The sequence below is a fragment of the Onishia taeanensis genome, assembly GCF_003268885.1.
Classification (GTDB): domain Bacteria; phylum Pseudomonadota; class Gammaproteobacteria; order Pseudomonadales; family Halomonadaceae; genus Onishia; species Onishia taeanensis_A.
Genome location: NZ_QLSX01000005.1, coordinates 211,926 through 230,677 on the forward strand (window position 1 = coordinate 211,926; position 18,752 = coordinate 230,677).

The following is an 18,752-nucleotide window of genomic DNA, read 5'->3' on the forward strand; positions in this document are numbered from 1 at the left end:
GCTAATATTAACTGGATTGCACTGCCAAGCCAACCCATGACGCCATTACCACCTTCGTATTATATACAGCTTGCCATTTTTAGGAAATCAGGATGGCGTGCTTATCGAGCAATCGCGTTCCCTACGCTGCGTTCCGTTATCAGCGCCAACGTCCAGCGCCGAGATTCGTTGAGGCATGCGTTAAAGCAGGTGCGGGGCCAGCCACTGTTTCAGTTGCGGCCCCTGCATGACACCGGCCTGTCGGGCGACTTCCTGACCGTGACGAAACACCGCCAGGGTGGGGATACTGCGGATGTTGAAGCGCCCGGCCAGTGCCTGCTCGGCATCGGTATCCAGCTTGGCGAAGCGGATACGTGGTTCAAGCTCACCGGCCAGTTGGGCGAAGATCGGTGCCATCGCTTTGCAGGGCCCACACCAGGCCGCCCAAAAATCCACGACCACCGGCAGATCGCTGCGATTGACCAGGGCATTGAAGTTGGCGCCGTTAAGTTCGACGGGGGCGCCGGTGAATAGCGCCTGCTTACACTTGCCACAGCGGCCCTGAGCCAGCCGAGCCTGTGCCACCCGGTTCAAGGCGGCACAATGCGGGCAGGCCAGTGTCAGACTGTCGGCGGTCGCGTCGTTTGATGAGTCAGTCATGATGATGTCTCCAAGAATTGATTCAGTCGTAAATTGTCAGAAAGCGGTCAGTCGCTCGTAATATGGCCAAGCGCCCCGCTGCCTTCAAGGCAGAGCGCCCTATCAAGTTGCCGCCGCTCTTGAGGCTTCTTCTCACTGTTTTTTTCATCGCTCTTTAACCGCTTTTTTGCAGTTCCACCGAGGCCCTGACATATCCCCATGACATCACGACCGCATCCACGCATCCTGCTTCGCCTGCTTTCGTTGCTAAGCCCCTACCGCATCCGCCTGATACTGGCGGCAGTCGCGTTGCTGGTGGCTTCGGGTAGCGTGCTGCTGGTTGGTCAGGGACTCAAGATGGTCATCGACCAAGGCTTCATCGCTGAAGATGCCGCGCGCCTCAATCAGGCCTTGCTTGGCTTACTGGTTATCGTTGCTCTGCTTGCCGGGGCCTCGGCGCTTCGCTACTACCTGGTCACCTGGATCGGCGAGCGGCTGGCCGGCGACCTTCGTCGCCAGGTGTTCGATCATCTGCTGACCCTCGAGCCGGCCTTCTTCGAGCAGGAATCGGCCACCGCCGGCGGAGCCGGTCATGGCGGTGCCGGAGAGATCCAGTCGCGGTTGACCGCCGACACCAGCGTGCTGCAGAGCCTGTTTGGCTCGTCACTGTCCGTGGCGTTGCGCAATCTGCTCATGCTGATCGGCGCGGTGATCATGATGGTGGCCACCCAGCCCTGGCTCTCGGCGGTTGTCCTACTGGGCATTCCTGCGACGCTGTTACCCATCCTGTGGTACGGGCGCCGGGTCCGACGCCTGTCGCGCTCGAGCCAGGACCAGGTCGCCGAGCTTGGCCGCTACGCCGGCGAGGCACTGACCGGCATCCGCACGCTCCAGGCTTTCGGCCATGAGGATATCGACCGACGCGACTACGGAGCCCGGGTCGAGACCGCCTTCACCACGGCCATCAACCGGACCCGTCAGCGAGCCTGGTTGACCGGTATCGCCATGCTGGTGGTCTTCACGGCCGTCGGCCTGATGCTCTGGCAAGGGGGCCATGCGGTGCTGGCTGGCGACATGAGTGCTGGCGAGCTGTCGGCGTTTGTTTTCTATGCGGTGCTGGCCGCCGGTGGTGTAGCGGCGCTGGCCGAGGTGGCCGGTGATGTACAGCGTGCCGCCGGCGCTGCCGAGCGCCTGCTGGAACTGCTCGACGCCCGCCCGACGATCACAGCCCCTGCCGTGCCGCGAACGCTGCCCGACCGGGTCGAGGGAGCGATCGGCATCGAGGCAGTGCGCTTTGCCTATCCTAACCGTCCAGGCACTCCAGCGCTTGATGGCATCAACCTGCATATCCGCCCCGGTGAACGGGTAGCGCTGGTCGGGCCTTCTGGCGCCGGCAAGAGCACACTCCTTCACTTGCTGTTGCGCTTCTATGACCCCCAGGCCGGACGCCTTACCCTGGATGGCATCGATCTTCGCGAGTTCGACCCGCACACCTTGAGGGCCCAGTTGGGGCTGGTTTCCCAGGAGCCAGTGCTATTCTCGGGCTCCGCGGCCGACAACATCCGCTACGGCAAGCCCGAGGCAAGCCTTCAGGACGTCCGTGAGGCAGCCCGAGACGCCAATGCTCTGAGCTTCATCGAGGCCCTGCCGGATGGCTTCGAGACCCCCTTGGGGCCCGGTGGAGTGCAGCTTTCGGGCGGCCAGAGACAGCGGCTGGCCATCGCCCGAGCCCTGCTGCGAGACCCGCGAGTGCTGCTGCTGGACGAGGCCACCAGCGCGCTGGACGCGGAAAGCGAACGCGTCGTCCAGGAGGCACTGGACCGCCTGATGCGAGGACGCACCAGCCTGGTGATCGCCCATCGTTTGGCAACGGTTATCGCCGCCGACCGCCTGCTGGTGTTCGACCAGGGAAGACTGATCGCATCGGGCAGCCACGCCAGCCTTTTGGAGTCCAGCGCACTCTATCGGCAGCTCGCGAGCCTGCAATTTACTGCAAATATGTCAAAGCGTGACAAGAAGTAAGAAGGCGTGATTAAAGGTATGGGCATCTCGGCCGATGGTTTGCATATTAGAAAACACACTAAATTAGCTGACCTCGTCGTCACTCACGGTCATGGACGAGCCGATATTCATGTCTACCTTGCTACTCCTGATCATGCCTGCCTGCGCCATAGTGCTCGCCTGGTGGTCGATCGAGCACCGCTACCGACGTCCCTTGAAGCAGATGATCGCACGCATCGACGCCCTTGGCGGGGCCTCTAACCCAGAACGCTTGCCACCTGGTCAGACCATGCATGGATCGCTGGCTGACCGGTTGGCACAGCGAGTCGACCACCTATGCGCGGCCAACTGCGAGCTGCAGGAACAGGCGATCAAGGACCCGCTCACGGGACTTGGCAACCGCCGGCTGCTGGAACAGCGTCTCGATATCGCCCTGCCTCTTAGCCGTCGCTGGTTACATGCGGTGTCAGCGCTGGTGATCGACGTCGATCATTTCAAGGAATATAACGATCTCTATGGTCATCAGGCAGGCGATGAGTGCCTGGTCGAGATCGCCAACGTGCTGCGCGATACCTTCCGGCGCGAGACCGATATCGTGGTACGTCTGGGCGGCGAGGAGTTCCTGGTGGTGCTGCTCGATGCCGATGAAGAGGAAGCCGTGCGCCTGGCCGAGGCCATGCGTGGCATGCTGCAAGCAGTAGGTATCGAGCACGAAGCCTCCAGTGTCACCGACGTGGTCACCGTCAGCATCGGCGTTGCCGTCACCCGTTCCGGCGAACCGGCCAGCCTCGACGATATCATTGCCACCGCCGATGCCGGCCTCTACGAATGCAAGGAGACCGGCCGCAACCGGGTGATAAGCCGAACGGTCACCCGGACCGATCGGGAGGAAACCAGCGCGATGGCCTGATCACTGCATGCATGACCAGCCACGTCCTGCATGTCGCGCGAAGCGGCTTACGTCGTCAGGCCCGTCAGCGTATCGAGCCTGACCTCAAGGAATCGAAGCAGGTTCCTTGCCGCTATCGACCCATGTCCAGGGTCGTTCCCCAGGCGAGCAAACCGACCTGCCACACTGATCGCCTGGCATGATAAAGGCCCCACCGTCGTGGCCTCTTAGGGCTATCATGGTGACTCAAGATTGACAGGTAAGGGGATCGCATCTGATGCGCCCTGTCTTACTCAAGCCCAACAGGTGACGTTATTCACTCCCCTGACCGTCAATGATCAAGGCCAATAGTTCATGGGCAGACTCTTCGTCATTTTACTGCTGGGACTGGGACTTGGTGCCTGCGCAGCCCCGGCAGTAGAAACTCGCGACGGCTATAGCGTCGATCATCGCCATACCGCAACGTCTCACTCGAGCCGGGTGCGCTACCTGGTGATCCACTACACCGATGCCGATGAGGCCGACTCGCTCAGCGCTCTTACCGGTCCGCGGGTCAGCAGCCATTATCTGATCCCCCCGCCGCGTAGCGGCAAGCCGCCCCCTGTCTACCAGCTGGTCGACGAGTCACGGCGGGCCTGGCATGCCGGTGCCAGCGGCTGGGCGGGGCGTGAGAATCTCAACGATACCTCCATTGGCATCGAGATCGTCAATGCGGGGCCGGATCGGCCCTTTGCAGACCTCAAGGACGGTGCGGACGTGACCTGGGCGCCCTTCCCCGACGCCCAGGTCACCGCGCAGATCGCGCTCGCCCGGGACATCATCGCCCGCCACGACATCGCCCCCACCGCAGTGCTGAGTCATGCCGAGATCGCCCCGACCCGCAAGATCGATCCCGGCCCGGCCTTTCCCTGGAAGCGGCTTCACGCGGCGGGCATTGGCCCCTGGCCGGATCCGGCAAGGGTCGCCCGCTATCATCGATACTTCACCCAAGCCCCACCCTCGCTTGGCGACCTGCAGCTGGGGCTTACAGCTTGGGGTTTCGCGCTGGAACAAAGCGAGGTCCTGGATGAAGCGACCCGAGGTGCGCTGCGCGCCTTCCAGATGCGTTTTCGCCCGGAGGACTACCGCGGGCTCCCCGATGCCGAGACCGCGGCGATCCTCTGGGCGCTGCTGGAAGGCTACCGGCCCGAAGCAATGCCCCACCGCTGAGGCAAGCGGCCGTCAGGCGGTGACCTTCATCTCCTCATCGGCCCGGAAGCTGCGCATATGCCCGTCTCGCTCCACGGCCACGTGCCAGATGAGTGCCTGCTCCAGGCAGTGGGGCGTATGGCCGCCACGCTCCCTGGCCTGCTCGAAGTAGCGCCGCAACGCTGGACGGTAAAGCGGATCGGCACAGTGCTCGATCACCCGCTCTGCCCGCTCCCGGGGAGCCAGGCCGCGCAGGTCGGCCAGACCATGCTCGGTGACCAGGATGTCCACGTCGTGCTCGGTATGATCCACATGGCTGACGAAGGGCACCACGCTCGAGACGTCTCCCCCCTTGGCCAGTGACTTGGTGACGAAGATCGACAGCTGGGCGTTACGGGCGAAGTCACCTGAGCCCCCGATGCCGTTCATCATCCGAGTGCCACAGACATGGGTGGAGTTGACGTTGCCGTAGATGTCGAACTCCAGCGCGGTGTTGATGGCAATGATGCCCAGTCGACGCACGATGCCAGGATGGTTGGAGAGCTCCTGGGGCCTCAGGATCAGGCGGTCACGGTAGTCGTCCAGACGCGGCCATACCCGCTTGCCGCACGCCTCGGAAAGGGTGATCGAACAGCCCGAGGCAAACTCCAGCTTGCCGGCGTCCAGCAGATCGAAGGTGGAGTCCTGCAGCACCTCAGAGTACATGGTCAAGTGCTCGAAGGGGCCCTCGGCCAGCCCGCTCATCACCGCATTGGCCATGCTGCCGATCCCTGCCTGGAGCGGCAGCAGCGAGGCTGCCAGGCGCCCGGCCTCCACCTCGGCGGTGAAAAAGCCGATCAGCTGATCGGCGATACTCCGGGTATCCACATCCGGTGGCAATACCGTGGAGGGGCTGTCGTGGCCATGGGTGACGACGATGGCGGCGATCTTCGCGGGATCGATGGGGATGTAGGGGGTGCCGATGCGCGAGTCCGGCGCCACCACGGGGATCGGCGGGCGAGTAGGGCGCATCTGCGGGATATAGATATCGTGGAGCCCCTCCAGCTCGGCGGGAGAATCGAGGTTGAGCTCGATGATCACCTTGTCGGCCAGGATCGCATAGCTGGCCGAATTGCCCACCGAATTAGTGGGCACGATACCGCCCTCCTCGGTAATGGCACAGGCCTCAACCACCGCCACGTCGAGATCGGCGAGCTGACGGTTGCGCAGCAGCTCAACGGTCTCGGAGAGATGCTGGTCGATGAACATGACCTCGCCGGCATTGATGGCGCGACGCAGGGTGGTATCCACCTGGAAGGGCATGCGTCGCGACAGCACCTTGGCCTCGGTCAGCCGCTGATCCAGGTCGTTGCCCAACGAGGCGCCCGTCATCAGCGTGATGGAGAGAGGCGTGCGGGCCGCACGCTCGGCTAGCGCCAGCGGCACTGCCTTGGCCTCACCGGCGCGGGTAAAGCCGCTCATGCCCACCGTCATGCCGTCGGTGATCAGCGCGGCGGCCTCGTCGGCGCTGCACAGCCGATCACGCCAATGGGGCCAGCGGCAACGTTCCTGAATGGTGGTCTCGTCATGCACGCCCGGGGTCCTCCGTCGCTCAGGGTTGATAATTCAGAAGCTCAATGATTGCACGTAAATCATAACTCCACTATCGATATCCGGATTTTATCGGCAATTGTCTAATACATCGACATTTTTAACACGGACCACGCGGCACCCACCCAACAGGCTTTTGCCGCCACCCGGGCTTCACCGTACAATACGTGTAACTCTGCCCGCCGGCCATCAGGCCGGCCGGTGCCCGTTCAAGATACGAAGGAAACGCCGGACCCATGCGCGCCAGCCAATTGTTGCTCTCCACCCTCAAGGAAACGCCCGCCGACGCCGAAGTGATCAGCCATCAGCTGATGCTGCGCGCGGGCATGATTCGCCGTCTGACCTCGGGGCTCTACACCTGGCTGCCGATGGGCCTGCGCACTCTGCGCAAGGTCGAGCGGGTGGTCCGCGAGGAAATGGATCGCGCTGGAGCCCAGGAAGTGCTGATGCCGGCCGTGCAGCCCGCCGAACTGTGGCAGGAATCCGGCCGCTGGGAGCAGTATGGCCCGGAACTGCTGCGCCTCAAGGATCGCCATGACCGCGACTATTGCGTGGGGCCGACCCACGAGGAAGTGATCACCGACCTGGTGCGCAAGGAGATCTCGAGCTACAAGCAGTTGCCGTCGAATTTCTACCAGATCCAGACCAAATTCCGTGACGAGATCCGCCCGCGCTTCGGGGTGATGCGCTCGCGTGAGTTCATCATGAAGGACGCCTACTCCTTCCATATCGATGAAGACTCCCTGAAAGAAACCTATCAGGCGATGTATGACGCCTACGTGCGCATCTTCACCCGCCTGGGGCTGGATTTCCGGCCGGTGATCGCCGACAACGGCTCCATCGGCGGCACCGGCTCCCACGAGTTCCACGTGCTGGCCGACTCGGGTGAGGACGATATCGTCTTCTCCACCGCCTCCGACTATGCCGCCAACATCGAGAAGGCAGAAGCCCTGCCGGCACCGCTGGGCAGTCAGGTCACTGCTGCTGCCGCGAGCGAAGAACTGCGCCTGGTCGATACCCCCGAGACCAAGACCATCGCCGCGCTGGTCGACAAGCATGGCCTCGCCATCGAGAAGACCATCAAGACGCTGATGGTTCATGCCGACGCCGGTGGCCTGATCGCTCTGCTGGTGCGTGGCGATCATGAGCTCAACGAGATCAAGGCCGAGAACCTGCCCGAGGTCAAGGCGCCGCTGACCATGGCGACAGAGGCCGAAATCCGTGCCGCCGTGGGCGCGGGCCCCGGCTCGCTGGGCCCGGTCAATCTGGACATGCCGGTGATCGTCGACCGCAGCGTGGCACTGATGAGCGACTTTGGCGCCGGCGCCAACATCGATGACAAGCACTACTTCGGCATCAACTGGGAGCGTGACCTGGCATTGCCCAAGGTCGCCGACATCCGCAACGTGGTCGAGGGCGACCCCTCGCCGGACGGTCAGGGCGAACTGGCGATCAAGCGCGGCATCGAGGTCGGCCACGTCTTCCAGCTGGGCACCAAGTACTCCCAGGCCATGAATGCCACCGTGCTTGGCGACGACGGCAAGGCGGTGCACCCGTGGATGGGCTGCTACGGCATCGGCGTGACCCGGGTGGTGGCCTCTGCCATCGAGCAGAACCATGACGACGCCGGCATCATCTGGCCGGATGCGCTGGCGCCCTTCGAAGTAGCCATGGTGCCCATGAACGCCCACAAGTCGGAACGAGTACGCGAGACCGCCGAACGCCTGTACCACGAGCTGAAGGCTCAGGGCATCGATGTGCTGCTCGACGACCGGGATATCCGCCCCGGGGTCAAGTTCGCCGACCAGGAGCTGATCGGCATCCCCCATCGCCTGGTGATCGGCGACCGCAGCCTCGACAAGGGTGAACTCGAGTACAAGGGACGTCGCGATGAAGAGGCCACCATGGTGCCTGCCGACACCATCGTCGACTTCCTGCGCTCTCGCATCGGCTGATGCCTGTCGCCGGGCCCCGCCTGCCACGCACAGCGCTGCTGAGCCTGGCCATCCTGGGCTCGGCTTTGCTGATGGCCGACTCCCTGGCCCGGGCTGATACTGGCCCGGGCTATTCCGCGCCCCTTCACCAGACGCTGGAAAGCGTACTCGACACGCCAAGGCCCGCCATCGACCTCTGGGCGGACCTCCAGTGGCGCTCGACCATGGCGACACGACTTTCCCGTTACATCGAAGACCCCGCACGCCGCTCACGCCTGCTGGACAACATCCAACAGGAAGCGCGGCTGGCGGGGCTGGCCCCCGGCATTGTGATGGCATTGATTCAGGTCGAGAGCGCTTTTCGGTCCAATGCCGTCTCCAGTGCTGGCGCTCAGGGTCTGATGCAAGTGATGCCGTTCTGGGTCGAAGCTCTGGGGCGCCCCGAGGATGACCTCTTCGACCCTCTGCTCAACCTTCGCTATGGCTGTACCATCCTCGCCCACTACCTGGACGTGGAGGACGGTGATCTGACTCGCGCTCTGGCCCGCTACAACGGCAGCCGGGGCGAGACTTGGTACCCTGAGCGGGTGATGAGGGCCTGGCGCCAGCACTGGTGGCAGCCCCCTTGATCTGCCCGGTTATCACCGGTATTGGTGCACTCACGCTTTATCAGAAAAACAGTTTGTGCTGCTTACAGCACCGATGATGCAGGTGACACGATGCTCTGGCTGCCTCGAAATCCCTGTGAAACGCCTGTGAGAAAAGGAACCCATGTGACCAGAGCCCCTCACGTATTGCTGAGCTCCTTGCTGTTGGCCACAGGCCTCTTGAGCAGCCTGGCCGCCCAGGCCGCCCGCATCACCGTCACCGATGCCGCAACCGGCAAACCGCTTCCAGAAGCGGTGGTCGAGGTAGATATTGAGGGCGCTTCCAAGGCGGCCCCTTCATCGGTGGACGTCTATCAACGCAATGCCGCCTTTCATCCCCATGTCAGTGCCGTAAGCGTAGGCAGCCGCGTCAGCTTTCCCAATCGCGACACCACTCGCCACCATGTCTATTCCTTTTCCCCCACCGGTGTCTTCGACCTGAACCTCTACCGACAGGAGACACCGCCTCCCGTACCCTTCGATACTGCCGGGGTGGCGGTACTCGGCTGCAACATCCACGACCATATGCAGGCCTTCATCGTGGTCAGCGATGCCGAGAAATTCGCCATCACCGACGAGAATGGGCAAGTCAATCTGGAGGACCTGCCACCTGGCGAGCACCGACTGCGGGTATGGCACCCTCGCCTTGAAGAAACCCATCAGCAGTGGTGGGAAGCACCAAGACCGGTCAGCGCCAGCGACCTGCGCAGCGTCTCCCTATCGCTTTCGGTCGCAGCGAAACCAGCGGCTGAGCAGTCTTCGCTGCAACAGCGCTTCAATCGGGCCTTGAGCCAGTGAGGCCCGCATGACATTCCGCTCCCGCCTGCTGATTACCATGCTCTCGGTGGTGATACTGGCTCAGGTCGTCACCGCGGCCGCCACCCTGAGCGCCATCCGCGCCGATATCATGGCATCCGGCCAGCGCGACCTGGACGTCGGCCTGAGCGTGCTGCGCGAGGTGCTCGATACGCGCGGCCAGCGGCTGCGTGATACGGTCGACATCCTCACCGACGACTTCGGTTTCAAGAGTGCCGTGGCCACCAAGGACACCTCCACGCTCGAATCGGTGCTGATCAATCATGGCAGCCGCGCCGAGGCAGATATGGTGCTGCTCACCGACCCCAGCGGGCGCTTGCTGGCAAGCAGCCATCACGAGACCGGCAGCCAGCTGCCTTTCAAGGGGCTGTGGCGCGCGGCTCAGGAAGGCCAGGGCAGCGTCGAGGTAGTGCTGCAGGACGGGATTCCCTACCAGTTCGTCCTGCTGCCCGTGCGTGCGCCCAACCTGATCGGCTGGGCAGGTATGGGCTTTCGGCTAGATGCCGAACTCGCCAAAGAAATCGATGCCCTCACCCAGCTGCCGGTCAGCTTCATTGGCCACCACCTCGGTCAGGACCAGGCAAGCTATACGGCGACGTCTCGCGCTGACCTGCCGCCCGAAGAGCTGACTCAACTGCTTAGCGCACTCGATGGCATGGGTTCCGTCGCGGAACTGGATGCAAACGCCGACTATCTGACCCGCGCCCGCTTGCTGCGCCGCGCCGGTGAGGATGAAGCCTTCGCCCTGATCCAGGCCTCACGCACGAGCCTGCTGGCACCCTATCGTAATATTCAGTGGCAGCTGCTGGTGCTGTTCGCCGCCACCCTGACGCTGACCGCCTTGGTCGCGGCGTTCAGCGCCAGAGGCATCAGCCGCCCGCTGCGGCGACTCGCCGATGCCGCCAGGCGTATCGGCCAGGGCGAGCGTATAGCCGACCTCAAGTCTGGTCAGCACGGCGAAATGCGTGTGCTTGCGGACACACTCATGACCATGCAGGAAGACATCGCACAGCGGGAGGCAAGCCTCCTGCACCAGTCTCGGCATGATATTCTGACAGATCTTCCCAACCGCACGTCGGCGCAGCACGACGTTCAGGGCGATATCGAGAAAGGCAGTGGTTTCACCCTTCTGCGTATGGCGATCGGCGACTTCCGCCGCATCAATGACACCTTCGGCTACGCCCTTGGCGACCGCGTACTGATCACGCTGTCACGCCGACTCGATCGGTTGCCGGCACCAACCGTGCAGGCCTACCGCATGGGCGGGGATGAGTTCCTGCTGCGCCTGGATGCCCCGTCCTGCCCACCCGGGTGGTTCGAGACGCTCCAGGATGAGCTCGCCGAGCCAATCGATCTGGAGGGGTCACCCATCCGTCCGCGACTGTCGTTCGGCGAGGTGCGATTCCCCGAGGATGGCGACACTCCGCACCTGCTGATGCGGCGCGCCGACGTGGCCCTGGACATCGCCCGCCATCATCACCATGCCCACCAGCGCTACATTGCCGGCCAGGACGAACGGCACCTGCGTCAGTTGACCCTGATCCGCGACCTGCATGACGCGGTAGAACAGCACCAGCTGACCATGGTCTACCAGCCCAAGATACTGGCGACGAACGGCGATATCGTCCAGTTCGAGGCCCTAATGCGCTGGGAGCACCCGACGCTCGGTTTCATTCCACCCGACGAGTTCATCACCCTTGCCGAGCGCTCCGGCAATATCCGCATGCTCAGTAGCTGGATGATCGAAACCGTCTGCGCCCAACTTCATGAGTGGCAGACACAGGGCCACGGTCTGCGCGTGGCCATCAATCTGTCGGCCGAAGACATCATGGACGAGACCCTGACAGCGCGACTGAAAGAGGTACTTGAGAGGAACGGCCTAGTGCCCGACCAGTTGGGGCTGGAAGTGACCGAGAGCGCCATCATCAAGGACCCTGCACTCGCCACGCGTCATCTGGAGGAGCTGCGCGGCGCCGGCATGACGCTGGCGATCGACGACTTCGGCACCGGTTATTCGTCCCTCGCCCAACTGAAGCGGCTGCCGGTGCAGGAGCTCAAGATCGACAAGTCGTTCATCCTGCGCCTGGATGACTCCCCCGACGATGAAGTAATCGTGCGCTCGACCATCGAGCTCGGCCAGAACCTCGGCCTCAAGGTCGTGGCAGAGGGCGTCGAGACCGAGGCAAGCCGCACCATCTTGAAAGGCTTCGGCTGCCACTACCTGCAGGGCTATCTGATTGCCCGGCCACTACCCGCAGACGAGGTCACTTTATGGGTCGAGCGTTATCAAGCCCAGCAACCCCCGACACAAGGAGCCTGAGGATGAGGCGATCCGGGTTCTCTTTTGCCCCCATCATGCTGGCCATTCTTGCCCTGCTGAGTTCCCCTGCCACCCAGGCGGGCAGCCGCCTGCTGGCCACCGGCGGCGTCACCCAGGTCGAGGGCGCGGCAGGGGGCGGGATATCGCCCTGGGGGGTGCTGGCCGGCACCGCGAGCGAAGGCGAGTTCGCCGCCACGGCCAGCGTCAGCCAGGCGCGAGTCGATGATTACACCCTGGGGGTAGCCGGTATCGCCGGCAACATCCAGGACCGCCTTGAGCTATCGCTGGCCCGACAACGTTTCGATCTGAACACCCTGGGCGGTCGCCTCGAGCAGGACATCCTCGGCGCCAAGCTGCGCCTCTACGGCGACCCTCTGTATGACACCTGGGGCACCTGGAGTCTGGGGGTGCAGCACAAGCGCATTGTCGATGGCGAACTGGCCAAGGCGCTTGGCGCCAAGGATACGGCAGGCACCGACATCTATCTCGCGACGAGCAAGCTCTGGTTCGCGGCGGTTGGCGGGCGGAACCTCTTGACCAACCTGACCCTGCGCTCGACCCGCGCCAACCAGGGCGGGCTGCTGGGATTCGGCGGCGATCAGAAGGCAAGTCGGTCACTGGTCGTGGAGGGCTCGCTGGGGCTGATGCTGGCGCCGGACTGGGTCGTCGGCGTCGAGTATCGCCAGAAACCCGACAACCTGGGGGTCGCCGCCGAAAACGACTGGCGCGACGTCTATGTGGCACATTTCTTCAACAAGCACGTCTCGCTGACCGGAGCCTGGCTCGATCTTGGCGATATCGCCGGCCTGGCCGATCAGCAAGGCGGCTATCTCTCGCTGCAGGTGGCGCTATGATCGGCTGTTTTCACACTCCAACGGGCGGCGCTTCTCGGAGCCGCGCTTATCGAGACGATGCCTCTGGCGGCAGTGCTTTTCGAGTCAGTGCTTTTCGGGTCAGTGCTTTTCGGGTCAGTGCTTTCCAAGCAGCATGGAGGCCGGCCCTGCTGATCGTCGGCCTTGTGATGCTGGGCGGCTGCGCTCATTCCCCTCCCGCCCCCAGTGCAGAGGAGTATCAGGCGAGCACCGACGACGCCGGCTCACGCGCTGTGGCAAACGCCAGTGACGACAGCCTGTATGCCGCTCTTGGCGGAAAGCCTGTGATCGACGCCGTGGTCAATGACTTTCTCTATCGCATTGCCGGGGACGAGCGCATCGTCGACTTTTTCGCCAATACCAACATCGATCACTTCGCCGAGGCCTTCGCCACCCAGCTATGCGATATCAGCGACGGCCCCTGTGACTACGCGGGTCCCTCGATGGCTCGTGCCCACCAGCAGATGGGCATCACCAACGCGCACTTCAATGCCGTAGTCGATCACCTGCGTGCCGCACTAGTCGACCAGGACGTGCCCGCCGGCCCGCGCAACCGCTTACTGGGGCGCCTGGCTCGCCTTCACGATGCGGTGATGCTACGCCAGCCCTAAGCCCCTCACGTCATCCTTCACGTCAGCTCTCTTCAGCCCTCACGTCAACGCTCAGGCCAGGGAAGTGCCCACACTGCGCGAGGGAGAAAAGTGAACCGCCACAAAACGTCTAGCCATAAAAAAGCCGACCCGAAGGCCGGCCACAGGAGGCAAAGCCCCCTTCCCCTGACGACTCATGTCGCGCGACTTGGACTCCCCTGCGGGCGTCTTCGCCGTTCAGTGCCGATGTTTCCCCTTGCGCCGATGATCACGCCTCACGAAGCCTAACAAGCCGATCATGAAGGCGATCACCAAGCCCAGGGTGCCCAGTCCGAAAACCACGCTTTCATCCCAGTACAGGCACTGCTCCTGCCGCGACGTGATGGCGTCACTCTAACGGGCGGCGACAGGAAGGGGGGTGATCTGGATCAATTTTCTCAAGCCTCGGCCACATAGCACTCCAAGGGCTTGATGTGGATCAGTTTTTGCGCGCCGCCGTCACAGCACCTTGCGATCTTCGACCTTGGCATGATCGGTGCCTTCCGGCAGCGGATGGCCCTTGGCCAGCTCCGCCCGAGTCGCTTCACGCACCGACAAAACCTCAAGATCGTAGGTGAGGGTCTCGCCTGCCAACGGATGATTGGTGTCGACGGTGACCTGGGTGGCCCCGACCTCAAGCACCGTTACAACCTGAGGGCCATCCTCACCGGGGGTCTGAAAGCGCATGCCGGGGGTCAACTCGGCGACCGGAAACGAGCCTCGACCCACTTCCTGCACCTTGGCTTCGTCTCGCTGACCATAGGCGTCATCAGGGCCCAGGGTGGCACTCAGGGTAGCGCCGGGAGCCTGGCCCTCTAGGGCGCTCTCCAGGCCAGCCACAATATTGACGTGGCCGTGTAGATACTCGAGGGGAGTCTCACGGGCGCGGGAGTCATCGAGCAGGGTGCCGTCGGCATCCGTCAGGCGATAGTGCAGGTTGACGACCCGATGAGGGGCGATTTGCATGTAGAACACTCCTAATACTGGACGCGCAGCCCTACGTTCACTGGGTGCGGCGTAGCTGGGCGATGGGCATTTCCAAGCGCTGCTGCTTGTGCAGCATGTTGAGCAGCACGATGGCACGCTCCTCGCCTTTCTGGGATTCAAAGACCGCCTTGAGATCCTGGAAGGGACCCTCGATGATCTCGACGCTCTCGCCGGCGCGGAAATAGACGTTGGCCGTCTCGTTCTCCGGCGATGTACTGGCATTGCGCCTCAGGGTCTCGATCAGGCTATCGGCTACCGCCACCGGCTCGTCGCCGAAGGTCAGCAGTTTGAGCACTCCACGAGTCGAGCGGATCGGACGCCAGTTGCTGGCGATGCGATCCAGGCGAATGAACAGATAATAGGGAAACAGCGGCTCTGCAATCCAGGCAAGTTTGCCACGGCGCTTCTTCTGCACCTCAAGTACCGGATGAAAGACATCAAAGCCCTGATTGGCGAGATGCTCGGCGGCACGAAACGACTCACTTCCCTTGCACTGGATCACATACCAGCGCGCAATGGCATCGCTCTCGACGCCATCGGCATCATGCCCCTGGCCATCAATGGCATCACTCATAAGTCTCCCTTCTCCTCGCGCGCATCCTTGGCAGCGACTGCAGCGATTGTCACACTTAGCGTATTCGTCGCTCTTGGCGCACGTACATCGTGGACTTCATAAACGGCCATCTGGCGACTAACGGCCTGTCGCCGCCGTCCATGAACAGCGATAGGTATTTGATTTTCAATAGCGTCATGCGACGCGGTCATACATCATTCTAGCATTGCCCCACCGACCACGTGTAAGCCCCACCCTTTTCCGGAGTGTTTTGATGCCCTCGTTATCCCCACGCCGAAGCTGGCGCGACGCCCTGGCGGTCTACCTGCGCGCACCGGTCATCACCATGCTGTTCCTGGGGTTTTCCGCCGGCCTGCCGTTTCTGCTGGTCTTCTCCACCCTCTCGGCCTGGTTGCGCAGCGACGGCGTCGAGGTGGCGGCCATCGGCTTCTTCTCCTGGATCGGCATCCTCTATTCGATCAAGTTCTTCTGGGCGCCGGTGGTCGACCGTCTGTCGCTGCCCTGGCTGACACCGCTGCTCGGCCAGCGACGCAGCTGGATGCTGCTCGCTCAGGCAATGATCGCCGCGGGGCTGATAGGCCTTTCCAGCCTCGACCCTCAGGGCCACCTGCCCGTGGTAGCGGCATTCGCTCTGCTGGTGGCCTTCGGCTCGGCCACCCAGGACATCGCCATCGATGCCTTTCGCATCGAGTCCGCTGCCGAGGAAGTCCAGGCCGCCATGTCTTCGACCTACATCATCGGCTACCGGGGCGGTCTGATCGCCGCCGGCGCTGGCGCGCTATACATTGCCTCGCTGGTCTCGTGGCAGGCCGCCTACCTCGCCATGGCCGCGCTGGTGAGTGTCGGCATGCTGACGGTATTGCTGCGCCCGGAGCCCAAGCGGTCGCCGCTGTCGGTACAGTTGATCCACGAGCCCCGGGTGCGGGCCTTCCTGCGGGCGACCCGCGGTCGCCACCGGGGGCTGCGCCGTCTCGGTGCCTGGGCCATTGGCGCGGTGGTCTGCCCTTTCACGGATTTCTTCGCCCGTCATGGCGTCAAGGCCCTGTGGCTGCTGGTCTTCGTCGGGGTCTTTCGCATCAGCGATCTGGCGATGGCCTCGATGGCCAACCCGCTATATATCGACCTGGGCTTTTCGCTGGCCACCATTGCCAACGTCACCAACGTCTTCGGCATCGCCATGAGTATCGGGGGCGGGATTCTTGGCGGGCTGCTGGTGGTGCGCTACGGAATCGGACCGATCCTGGTGCTGGGTGCCATGGCGGCGGCGTTGACCAACCTGCTGTTCGCCTCGCTGGCCCTGGCCGGCGACAGCCTGCCGATGCTGGTGGCAACCATCACCGCCGATAACCTGGCCAATGGCTTGGCAAGTGCCGTCTTCATCGCCTTCCTGTCGAGCCTGACCTCGCGAGCCTACACCGCGACCCAATATGCGCTGTTCTCGTCGCTGATGACCTTGCCCGGCAAGTTTCTAAGCGGTTTCAGCGGCATGGTGGTCGCCGCCCAGGGCTACCCCACCTTCTTCGTGGCAGCATCGGCCCTCGGCCTGCCGGCGATCCTGCTGGCCCTGTGGATCCACCGTCGTTCCGCGCTGCTGGCCCAGCCGACACCCAGCAACTGATGCAGATCGGGCCGCGATATGCATCGCGGCCCGATCTGTGATCGCCCGAAACCGGACGATGGGTAACGCTAGCCCAGGCCGACTAGGGCTTAGGCTTATTCGGCGTAGACGTGACCAACGCCATCAGGACTTGAGGCTATGGCGCTGCGCATCCAGCCAGCCCAGAGCGCCCTGGGTATTGGACCACTGATCACGCATCAGGGTGCGATACTGCCAGGCTTCGGCGCGGCTGCCGGGCTCGGGGGCATCTGCCTGGCGGCCGCGCACCTCGCGACCGCGTGGGTCGCAGAGCATCGCCATCACGTGAGGGTTGATCCGGCGAACCTCCTCGAGCGCCTCGCGGGCCTCATCGAGGCGCTCGAGACGATACAGCGCAAGCACCCGGCCCATCAGCACACCCAGCAGAGGCGGTGTCTCGCTGGCCTGCAGGCTGACCTCGAGGGCCCGGCGGTTGCGGCTCTCGCGCAGCAGTTGGTCGAGCACCAGCTCACGCAGCCCCAGCGAGTCCTGGGCGTCCAGCGTCAGCAGCCGCTCGGCGAGCTCCCGTGAGCGCTCACGGGCGCCACGTTCCATGCCCACCACCAGCGCCAGGCCGGTGCGCAGCAGAACGGCATTATCGGCGGCGTCCCACTCGAAGTCGCCTCCCCCTTCGCTCTCGAGCTGGGTCAACCAGCGCTCCAGACGGACTGCCAGTGGCTCGAAGAGACTCGGCGCCATCCACGGCAGACTGCCAAAGCGGCTGGTCAGGGCCAGCGTCAGCGACTGCACGACCTGGGGCGAATCGAGCCACTCGGGATGCGCGCACAGCTCGCCAAGCCAGTCGCTGGCATGGGGCCAGGGGTCATCGACGAAGCCCAGTGCCGCCTCTTCATCGACCAGCACCTGGAAGTGCTTTTGCCAGGCGGCAAACAGCGTGTCCTGACGGGCGGTCGTATGGAATTCGAGGCTGCCCTCGGCGGTGCGCGTGAACTCGAGAAGTGGCGCGGTCGGCAGCGACTCGAGCAGCGCCTGCAGTGCCGCCAGGGGGTCGGCCAGATCTTCTTCGGAACTGACCATCTGCTCGGCTAGGGTGGCGCCTGGGTTCTCGGCCAGGTCGGCCAGGAACTCGAGCTGCTCTGGATCAAGATCGCCGCGGCGCGACAGCCGACGGAACCAGAACCGCGCCCGCTCGGCGGCCTCTTCGACGTTGCCTTCGTGAAGCAACAGCATGGCCTCGATATAGGCCAGGGTCGGCGAGTCAGGCAGCGCCTGCTGCGCGCGCACGAAGGCCTCACGGGCGCTTGCCAGGTCATCGTCGTCGAGATACATCAGGCACAGTCGCTCGAGCGCCACGCCGCGCAGGAAGAGCGGGCCTCGATCGAGCACATCATCAAGCAGTGCGGTGCGCTTTTTATGAAAGCCGCGCTCTTGATAGAGATCGATCAAGAGCTCGAAGGCCGGTTCGGCCTGCTCCGGAAGACGTTCCCAATCGGAGGTATTGAACAGCGCCTCGAGAATCTGCTGGGCCCGGCCTCGCTGGCCGCCCTCGGCGGCAATCAGCCCTGCCTCGAGCAGCGCCTGGGCCGGCGCCCGACCGCTATCCAGCGCCGCCTTGAGGGTGTCGCCCTTCCATTCGCGCAGCGACAGCATCCACATAAGGTGACCGGGTATAGGCCCCGGGAAGCGCTCGGCCCCGCAACATTGCTTGGTCTTGAGCCCGGAATCACACCAGCAGGGCTCGTTGCGCCCCGGACGCGCCAACGGCTCGCAGGCAAAATCCAGTCGCTCGAGCGGCGTCTGCGACCACAGCTCCGGGCCCAGCGCCTGTGCCAGCGAGAGCTTGCCACCGACCAGCGCCGGGCCGTCCTCGCGCACCCAGGCCATAAAGGACGGGTAATGCTCGTTGTTTCGAATCGCCGTCAGTGCGCCGGAGGCGAAGCCCAGCAACTGTTCTACCCATACCGCCAGCATGTCTTCTCCCTTCACCGAGGCTTTGCGCAGGCCGAACCTGCACCGAAGGGCAGCATGCTACCATGCCGCCCTTGGCCCCTCACTATTGTCGACCCGACTCGCTTGCCCTGTATCAGACT

At 63.6% G+C, this 18,752-nt stretch carries 16 protein-coding genes; 10 read left to right on the plus strand and 6 right to left on the minus strand.

Translation table 11 applies throughout. The annotated features are described in order from the left end of the window. Positions 1 to 180 precede the first annotated feature (180 nt). Positions 181 to 639, minus strand: a complete 459-nt coding sequence (trxC, locus tag BCL93_RS08985) for a thioredoxin TrxC (protein ID WP_112054936.1) — start codon at positions 637 to 639, stop codon at positions 181 to 183. Between the two features lie 198 nt (positions 640 to 837). On the opposite strand from trxC, the gene BCL93_RS08990 reads away from it, so the two are divergent. From BCL93_RS08990 to BCL93_RS09000, 3 genes are all read left to right on the plus strand, one after another. Next, complete coding sequence (locus BCL93_RS08990; RefSeq protein ID WP_112054937.1) at positions 838 to 2,640, plus strand: ABC transporter transmembrane domain-containing protein; 1,803 nt, start codon at positions 838 to 840, stop codon at positions 2,638 to 2,640. Between the two features lie 109 nt (positions 2,641 to 2,749). After that, positions 2,750 to 3,529, plus strand: coding sequence for a GGDEF domain-containing protein (locus BCL93_RS08995; RefSeq protein ID WP_181463068.1), 780 nt, complete (start codon positions 2,750 to 2,752; stop codon positions 3,527 to 3,529). Positions 3,530 to 3,862: 333 nt separating this feature from the next. Beyond that, a complete protein-coding gene (locus BCL93_RS09000; RefSeq protein ID WP_112054939.1) occupies positions 3,863 to 4,717 on the plus strand; it encodes an N-acetylmuramoyl-L-alanine amidase in 855 nt (284 codons plus the stop codon). Between the two features lie 12 nt (positions 4,718 to 4,729). Here the strand turns inward: BCL93_RS09000 and BCL93_RS09005 are convergent, their stop codons facing one another. Continuing rightward, positions 4,730 to 6,268, minus strand: coding sequence for an acetyl-CoA hydrolase/transferase family protein (locus tag BCL93_RS09005; protein ID WP_258396214.1), 1,539 nt, complete (start codon positions 6,266 to 6,268; stop codon positions 4,730 to 4,732). 254 nt (positions 6,269 to 6,522) lie between these two features. Here BCL93_RS09005 and BCL93_RS09010 point away from each other — a divergent pair, with 254 nt between their 5' ends. The 6 genes from BCL93_RS09010 to BCL93_RS09035 all read left to right on the plus strand — a co-directional run bounded on the left by BCL93_RS09010 (position 6,523) and on the right by BCL93_RS09035 (position 13,486). Next, on the plus strand, positions 6,523 to 8,241 hold the full coding sequence (locus BCL93_RS09010) for a proline--tRNA ligase (RefSeq protein ID WP_112054940.1): 1,719 nt from the start codon (positions 6,523 to 6,525) through the stop codon (positions 8,239 to 8,241). Continuing rightward, complete coding sequence (locus BCL93_RS09015; protein WP_112054941.1) at positions 8,241 to 8,849, plus strand: transglycosylase SLT domain-containing protein; 609 nt, start codon at positions 8,241 to 8,243, stop codon at positions 8,847 to 8,849. The genes BCL93_RS09010 and BCL93_RS09015 overlap by 1 nt, the downstream gene beginning before the upstream one ends. A gap of 144 nt (positions 8,850 to 8,993) precedes the next feature. Continuing rightward, on the plus strand, positions 8,994 to 9,665 hold the full coding sequence (locus BCL93_RS09020) for a carboxypeptidase regulatory-like domain-containing protein (RefSeq protein WP_146742476.1): 672 nt from the start codon (positions 8,994 to 8,996) through the stop codon (positions 9,663 to 9,665). Positions 9,666 to 9,672: 7 nt separating this feature from the next. Continuing rightward, complete coding sequence (locus BCL93_RS09025) at positions 9,673 to 12,003, plus strand: putative bifunctional diguanylate cyclase/phosphodiesterase (RefSeq protein WP_112054943.1); 2,331 nt, start codon at positions 9,673 to 9,675, stop codon at positions 12,001 to 12,003. A gap of 2 nt (positions 12,004 to 12,005) precedes the next feature. Next, positions 12,006 to 12,857 (plus strand): DUF3034 family protein, encoded by an 852-nt coding sequence (locus BCL93_RS09030; RefSeq protein ID WP_112054944.1) that lies wholly within the window; start codon positions 12,006 to 12,008, stop codon positions 12,855 to 12,857. Positions 12,858 to 13,024: 167 nt separating this feature from the next. Further along, positions 13,025 to 13,486 carry a group I truncated hemoglobin gene (locus BCL93_RS09035; RefSeq protein WP_112054945.1) on the plus strand — a complete coding sequence of 154 codons (462 nt, stop codon included), beginning with the start codon at positions 13,025 to 13,027 and terminating at the stop codon, positions 13,484 to 13,486. A gap of 216 nt (positions 13,487 to 13,702) precedes the next feature. Here the strand turns inward: BCL93_RS09035 and ccoM are convergent, their stop codons facing one another. The 3 genes from ccoM to rfaH all read right to left on the minus strand — a co-directional run bounded on the left by ccoM (position 13,703) and on the right by rfaH (position 15,065). Continuing rightward, positions 13,703 to 13,849 (minus strand): cytochrome c oxidase subunit CcoM, encoded by a 147-nt coding sequence (ccoM, locus tag BCL93_RS17695; protein WP_369700317.1) that lies wholly within the window; start codon positions 13,847 to 13,849, stop codon positions 13,703 to 13,705. A 114-nt stretch (positions 13,850 to 13,963) separates the two neighbouring features. Then, positions 13,964 to 14,470 carry an FKBP-type peptidyl-prolyl cis-trans isomerase gene (locus BCL93_RS09040; protein ID WP_112054946.1) on the minus strand — a complete coding sequence of 169 codons (507 nt, stop codon included), beginning with the start codon at positions 14,468 to 14,470 and terminating at the stop codon, positions 13,964 to 13,966. Between the two features lie 37 nt (positions 14,471 to 14,507). Further along, complete coding sequence (rfaH, locus tag BCL93_RS09045; protein ID WP_112054947.1) at positions 14,508 to 15,065, minus strand: transcription/translation regulatory transformer protein RfaH; 558 nt, start codon at positions 15,063 to 15,065, stop codon at positions 14,508 to 14,510. Positions 15,066 to 15,318: 253 nt separating this feature from the next. Between rfaH and BCL93_RS09050 the strand changes: the two genes are divergently transcribed. Further along, positions 15,319 to 16,683, plus strand: a complete 1,365-nt coding sequence (locus BCL93_RS09050) for an AmpG family muropeptide MFS transporter (protein ID WP_112054948.1) — start codon at positions 15,319 to 15,321, stop codon at positions 16,681 to 16,683. Positions 16,684 to 16,806: 123 nt separating this feature from the next. On the opposite strand, the gene BCL93_RS09055 is transcribed toward BCL93_RS09050, so the two are convergent. Beyond that, the gene (locus tag BCL93_RS09055) at positions 16,807 to 18,633 is read right to left on the minus strand and encodes an SEC-C domain-containing protein (RefSeq protein WP_112054949.1); all 1,827 of its coding nucleotides are present in this window, start codon (positions 18,631 to 18,633) and stop codon (positions 16,807 to 16,809) included. Positions 18,634 to 18,752 lie beyond the last annotated feature (119 nt).